The sequence below is a fragment of the Mycobacterium sp. E3247 genome, assembly GCF_001667785.1.
Classification (GTDB): Bacteria; Actinomycetota; Actinomycetes; order Mycobacteriales; family Mycobacteriaceae; genus Mycobacterium.
Map to the genome: position 1 here is coordinate 1 of NZ_LZJG01000067.1, position 5950 is coordinate 5950.

General features: G+C 68.8%; 6 protein-coding genes and 2 pseudogenes. 3 read left to right on the plus strand and 5 right to left on the minus strand.

Annotated features, from left to right (window positions below; all coding sequences use genetic code 11):
* Positions 1 to 33: 33 nt before the first annotated feature.
* Together A9X04_RS03630 and A9X04_RS03635 are read left to right on the plus strand one after the other, a co-directional pair.
* Positions 34 to 369, plus strand: a pseudogene (locus A9X04_RS03630) (MmpS family transport accessory protein); the annotation flags it as partial.
* On the plus strand, positions 369 to 1013 hold the full coding sequence (locus A9X04_RS03635) for a DUF2561 family protein (protein WP_067917838.1): 645 nt from the start codon (positions 369 to 371) through the stop codon (positions 1011 to 1013). The pseudogene A9X04_RS03630 and the gene A9X04_RS03635, both read left to right, overlap by 1 nt.
* A 7-nt stretch (positions 1014 to 1020) precedes the next feature.
* On the opposite strand, the gene A9X04_RS03640 is transcribed toward A9X04_RS03635, so the two are convergent.
* Positions 1021 to 1254 carry a hypothetical protein gene (locus A9X04_RS03640; RefSeq protein WP_067917846.1) on the minus strand — a complete coding sequence of 78 codons (234 nt, stop codon included), beginning with the start codon at positions 1252 to 1254 and terminating at the stop codon, positions 1021 to 1023.
* A gap of 323 nt (positions 1255 to 1577) precedes the next feature.
* Between A9X04_RS03640 and A9X04_RS03645 the strand changes: the two genes are divergently transcribed.
* Positions 1578 to 2060: a DUF5994 family protein gene (locus tag A9X04_RS03645; RefSeq protein ID WP_067917840.1), complete on the plus strand. Its 483-nt coding sequence runs from the start codon at positions 1578 to 1580 to the stop codon at positions 2058 to 2060.
* On the opposite strand, the gene A9X04_RS03650 is transcribed toward A9X04_RS03645, so the two are convergent.
* The 4 genes and pseudogenes from A9X04_RS03650 to A9X04_RS03665 all read right to left on the minus strand — a co-directional run.
* Complete coding sequence (locus A9X04_RS03650; protein ID WP_067917842.1) at positions 2057 to 3754, minus strand: cytochrome bc complex cytochrome b subunit; 1698 nt, start codon at positions 3752 to 3754, stop codon at positions 2057 to 2059. The two genes, A9X04_RS03645 and A9X04_RS03650, sit on opposite strands and share 4 nt — an antisense overlap.
* Positions 3751 to 4953 (minus strand): ubiquinol-cytochrome c reductase iron-sulfur subunit, encoded by a 1203-nt coding sequence (locus tag A9X04_RS03655; protein ID WP_067917844.1) that lies wholly within the window; start codon positions 4951 to 4953, stop codon positions 3751 to 3753. Before A9X04_RS03655 ends, A9X04_RS03650 begins: the two co-directional genes overlap by 4 nt.
* A complete protein-coding gene (locus A9X04_RS03660) occupies positions 4950 to 5816 on the minus strand; it encodes a c-type cytochrome (RefSeq protein ID WP_082972787.1) in 867 nt (288 codons plus the stop codon). The genes A9X04_RS03655 and A9X04_RS03660 overlap by 4 nt, the downstream gene beginning before the upstream one ends.
* A gap of 29 nt (positions 5817 to 5845) precedes the next feature.
* Positions 5846 to 5950, minus strand: a pseudogene (locus A9X04_RS03665) (cytochrome B); the annotation flags it as partial.

A 5950-nucleotide genomic window follows, 5' to 3' on the forward strand; every position in this document is an offset into this window, starting at 1 on the left:
GCCTTGTGAAAGCCCCGCCCCAGGTCCGACAGCGCGACGCCCCCGGCCACCTCGACCGCGGCGGCGCCACCGCCACCGCCGCCGACCACCCCGGCGGGGCCGCGGCAAGTGACCTATTCGGTGACCGGCACCAAGGCGCCCGGTGACATCATCTCGGTGACCTACGTCGACGCGTCGGGGCGGCGGCGCACGCAGCACAACGTGTACATCCCGTGGTCGATGACCGTCACGCCCATCTCCCAGTCCGACGTGGGCTCCGTCGAGGCGTCCAGCCTTTTCCGGGTCAGCCGGCTCAACTGCTCGATCACGACGAGCGACGGAACCGTCCTGTCGTCGAACACCAACGACGCACCGCAGACGAGCTGCTGATGGTCAGCAGGTATTCGGCGTATCGCCGTGGGTTGGGCGACGACACCGTTTCGCCCGACGTCGTCGACCGCATATTGATCGGCGCCTGCGCCGTCGTCTGGCTGGTGTTGCTGGGCGTGAGCGTGGCCGCGGCCGTCGCGCTGTCGGACCTGGGGCGGGGCTTTCACAAGGCGGCCGGCGGCAGCCATACCACGTCGTGGGTGCTGTACGCCGTGATCGTGGTGTCCGCGCTGATCATCGCCGGGGCCATCCCGATGCTGTTGCGTGCCCGCCGGATGGCGCAGAGCGAGCCCGCCGCCCGGGGGATGACGGCACCCCGGGCCCCGGTGCGCCTGATGTCCCAGGCGCCGCGCACCGCGGCCGAATGGGCGCGTCAGCCGAGGGCGCAGGCGCCGGCTGAGGAGGCCGACTCCGGCTGGTCGGGGGAGGCGGTCGATCGGGTCTGGTTGCGCGGCACCGTGCTGCTGGTGGGCGCGATGGGCCTGGCGCTGGTCGCGGTGGCCACTGCCACCTACCTGATGGCCGTGGGCCACGACAGCCCGTCCTGGGTCGCTTACGGCGTGGCCGCGGTCGTCACCGCCGGGATGCCGGCGATCGAGTGGCTGCACGTCCGGCAGCTGCGCCGCGCCATCGCCGCGCAGTAGGCCCGCGTCAGGACGCCTTGGCGTACCTGCGAACCCGTTCGTCCTCGCCGAAGGTGCCCGTGTGTTGCGTACCGTTGGCGTCGCGGCCGAAGAATGTCCAGCGCCGGGGAGTGGTCTGCGGCCCGCTGATCATCTTGACGGTGTAACGCAGCGTCGTGGGCCGCAGCGTGCCGATGACGTCACCGACCTTGATCTTGGACGGATGGATCTCCGGGGCGTCGCCCCAGTCCTGTATCGCCATTGCGTCCATCCTCACCGTGTCGGCCCTCCGCTCACCCGGACAGCGCCACGGTCGGACCCTCGCAACTGTAGTGCACGATCCCGGTCGGGCCGGCCCGACCGGACCGCGCAGCCGCGAAGGCGCGGCCGCGACCGCCGTGCGAGATGAGCCCGCATCGTCGGCGCCCTGGCCGCCCCGGTGAGGTGCTGGTGGCGTAGCGTTCAGCGTGAGCCGTTTCGTTGTCAGCGGTCGTCGGCCTCTACCGGCCACCCACAGGCAATGCGATTCCTCCGTCCGTCCCGCGCTCGCCGGGGCGAACGACGCCGACGTGAAGGGATCCGCCGATGGTCGTCGCGAATCTGCCCGGCCGCGAATCGTTCGAACGCCGCCGCCGCGCCAACCCGGTCCGGGTGGCGGTGGCCCATGAGCTGGGCCGCGCCATCGACGGCGCGTGGTGGCCGCGCGCGGACCGCATCACCAACGAGTTGCCCGAGTTGGTCGCCGTCCTGACTCCTCTGCTGGGAGAAGTCAGCACCATCAACGTCAATTGGCCGCCGCTGCAACGACCACCCGACCTGAACTGGTCGGGATGGGAACGCAAGCGCCAGCACGTGATGACCGTCGTCGGGGACGACGCACGGGTGAACCTGCTGGTCATCCCGTACGCGACCTACAGCGCGCTCGCCCTGATGGTGCTGCGCTGCGCGGCCAACCTGCCCGTCGAGGCCCGCGACCAGGTGAAGCCGGCCTTCCTGACCGCCGGCTCCATCGTGCGGGCCGCCCACCAACAGTGCGGCGCGGCCGTCACCGGACCAGCACGAGGCTAGTGGTGCTCGCCGTTCTTGCCGTTTGACCCGACGGTGCTTTCCTGGTGCTCGCGCAGCGCGGTCAGGGCACGTTGCTCGGAACCGTGCGCCGCCTCGCGCAGGGCCGCATCCTCGGACGCCGGGTCGGCGAACAGGAAGCTGCCGTGACCCGGTGAACCGGCCGAGCCCAGCTTGTTCATCCGCTTGGGCAGCGCCGCACCCTGGTATTCGAGCGGGATCGGGTGGCCGTGGTCGTCGACGGGGCCGAGCGGCTGATGCAGCTCGATGTACGCCCCGTGCGGCAGTCGCTTGATGATGCCGGTCTCGATCCCGTGCGCCAGCACCTCCCGGTCGCTGCGCTGCAGGGCGACGCACCACCGGTAGGTGATGAAGTAGACCACGGGCGGGAGGATGACCATCCCGATGCGGCCGATCCACGTCGTCGCGTTCAGCGAGATCTGGAACTTCAGCGCGATGATGTCGTTCATCGCCGCGAGCGTCAGCAACATGTAGAAGGAGATCGCCATCGCGCCGATCGCCGTGCGCACCGGCACGTCGCGCGGCCGTTGCAGCAGGTTGTGATGCGCGTAGTCACCGCTGAACCGCTTCTCCAGGAAGGGGTAGACGATCAGCAGCACGAAGATCAGGCCCATGATCAGCGCCACCCAGACGGCGGCCGGGATCGTGTGGTGCCAGAAGTAGAACTCCCACGGCGGCCAGATGCGCGCCAGGCCTTCCGTCCACATCATGTAGAAGTCCGGCTGCGAACCGGCCGAAACGTGAGATGGCTTGTAGGGGCCAAGGTTCCAGATCGGGTTGATCTGCAGCAGGCCACCCAGCAGGCCGAGCACACCGACGATCGCGGCGAAGAACGCGCCGGACTTCACCGCGAAGATCGGCATCACCCGGACGCCGACCACGTTGTGCTCGGTGCGGCCCGGCCCGGGGAACTGGGTGTGCTTCTGGAACCACACCATCGCCAGGTGCAGCCCGATCAGCGCCAGGATGATCCCCGGCAGCAGCAGGATGTGCAGCGCGTACATGCGGGGGATGATGTAGCCCGCCGTCGCACATTGGTTGCCGATGCCGCCGCACGGGAAGTCGCCGCCGAACAGGGCCCAGTGCAGCCAGGTGCCGATGATCGGCATCCCCAGCGTGATCGAGGACAGCGCGGCGCGCAGCCCGATGCCCGAGAGCAGGTCGTCGGGCAGCGAGTAGCCGAAGTAGCCCTCGAACATGGCCAGGATCAGCAGCAGCGACCCGATGACCCAGTTGGCCTCACGGGGCCGGCGGAACGCGCCGGTGAAGAAGATGCGGGCCAGGTGCACCATGATCGACGCCGCGAAAATCAGTGCGGCCCAGTGGTGTACCTGACGGACGAACAGCCCGCCACGCACCTCGAAGGAGATGTCGAGGGTCGACGCGAACGCCTTGGACATGTCGACCCCGCGCAGCGGCTGGTAGGCCCCGTTGTAGGTGACCTCGGCCATGGACGGGTCGAAGAACAGTGTCAGGTAGACACCGGTGAGCAGCAGCACGATGAAGCTGTACATCGCGATCTCGCCCAGCAGGAACGACCAGTGGGTCGGGAAGACCTTGTTGAGCTGCCGGCGCACCGCCGCCGACGGGTGATAGCGCGTGTCGATGTCTTCGCCCTGGCGAGCCAGGACGTCGCCGATCTTGGGCGGCTTGGGGGGACTCAGCTTCGGGCTCATGATGTCGTCCTTTCCCAGAAGGCCGGTCCGACGGGCTCGATGAAGTCGCCGTTGGCGACCAGATACCCGTTGGTGTCGATCGTGATGGGCAGTTGCGCCAGCGCACGCGCCGCCGGGCCGAAGATCGGCTTGGCGAAGTGCAGGGCGTCGAACTGCGACTGGTGACAAGGGCACAGGATTCGGTAGGACTGCTCCTCGTACAGCGACGCGGGGCAACCCAGGTGCGAGCAGACCTTGGTGTAGGCGAACAACTCGCCGTAATTGAAGCTCTCCTGGCCCTGGCGCTTGACCACGCGGGGCATGTCCGACGGCCGGACCCGGATGAGCATCACGGGGTTGCGGACGCCCTGGTTGATCGCCCGCAGTTTTTCTTGCGATTCCGGGGTGGTGCCGTCACCGTCGGACTCGCGCCACGGAAAGACGGTCTCCATGCCGCCGGCGTCGAGGTCCTCCGGGCGCATCTTGATGAACGGCGACGTCCCGGCGGAACCGGTGGCCCGCGCGAGGAAGATGGTCTCGCCCGCGTAGCGCGGTGTCCAGCCGGACGTCCACAGCACGGCCTTCTTGCCGTTCGCGGTGGGCACCACCGGCTTCCACGGGTTCTTGATCAGGCCGCCGGCAAACGCCACCAACGTGGACAGTCCGAACGCGCCGAGGCCCAGCCCCAGCGATGCCCCGATCACCTTGCGCCGCCGGACGGTCGAGCCTTCCAGGGCGTCGGTCAGGTTGGCCACGACCGTCTTGCGGTCGATCTCCCGGGAGGCGCCGTCGTGCCGGTCTTGGATCGAAATCTCTTCGGGGATAAACCGTTTCTGGTACAGGATGGTGCCGACGGCGATCGACAGGATCGACATCCCGAAGGTCAGCCCGTACAGCGGGGTGGCCAGGTCGTACAGCAGGCTGCCCGCGGCCGCCTTCGGCTTGTACTCCCACGGCCAGAACAGGAACACCAGCAGCAGCGCCAGCCCGAAGATGCCGCCCAGCAACAGCCACAGGGCGACTCCGCGCTCTGCGCGCTTCTCGGCCTTGGTGCCCTCGACGGGCCAGCGGGGTTCCTTGACCAGCGTCTCGACGCCGTCGAGCTTGCCGCCCAGCGCCACCAGCTCGTCGCGCGACATGGCGGCCAGGGCCGCCTCGTCGGGTTCGTTCGGCGCGGCGCCCTTGTCGGTGTCAGAGCCGCGAACGTCGTTTTCGCTCATGATGCTCGTGCCCCAATCCACAGTGCCAAACCGATGGCGGCGACCATCCCGATGATCCACGCGGCCATGCCCTCGGGTGCGGGCCCGAATCCACCCAGGCCGTAGCCGCCGGGCTGGCGCTCCTCGGTAACCGCCTTGATGTAGCCGATGATGTCCTTCTTGGCCTCGAAGGACAGCTGGCGGTCGGAGAACTTCGGCATGTTCTGCGGGCCGGTCCGCATCGCCGCCAGGATCTGCTGCTCGTTCGGCGCTTCCAGCGGCGGCGCATACTTGCCCGACGACAGCGCCCCACCCTTGCCGGTGAAGTTGTGGCAGGAGGAGCAGTTCAGCCGGAACAGGTCCCCGCCGCGGCCCAGGTCGTCGCCGCGCAGGGACTTCATGGCCAGGCTGCCGTCCGGGTTGCGCACCGTGGTCGGACCGCCGCCGTTGGCCTGCACGTATGCGCCCAGCGCGTCGGTCTGCGCCTCGTCGAAGATCGGCTCCTTGCGGGGCGCCTGGGCCTCGCCGGTCATCGCGGGCATCCGGCCGGTCGAGACCTGGAAGTACACGGCCTCCTCGCCGACGCCGATCAGGCTGGGCCCGCGGTCGGGCACCCCCTGCAGGTTGGCCCCGTGGCACGACACGCACGACGTCTCGAACAGCTGCTTGCCGGTCCGCAGCAGCGCCGAGGACGACTCGTCGGCAACGGCCACCTGGGGGCGCGGCGTCAGCACGGCGGCCAGGCCGCCGGCGATGGTGAGCGCGATCAGCAGCAACAGCCCGCCCGAGAGGCGGCGGCGCAGCCGCCGCCGGGAGCGATCACTGGCGGCTTTTCGCGACTGCCCGGGCCGCGCACCGGATCTGGTAGACCCCAGTTTCTTCAACCCAGCACTCCTGTTCGTCCAGCGTCGGCTCATCGGATGAAATAGATCACGGTGAACAGCGCGATCCACACGATGTCGACGAAATGCCAGTAGTAGGAGACGACGATGCTCGCGGTGGCCTGCGCCGGGGTGAA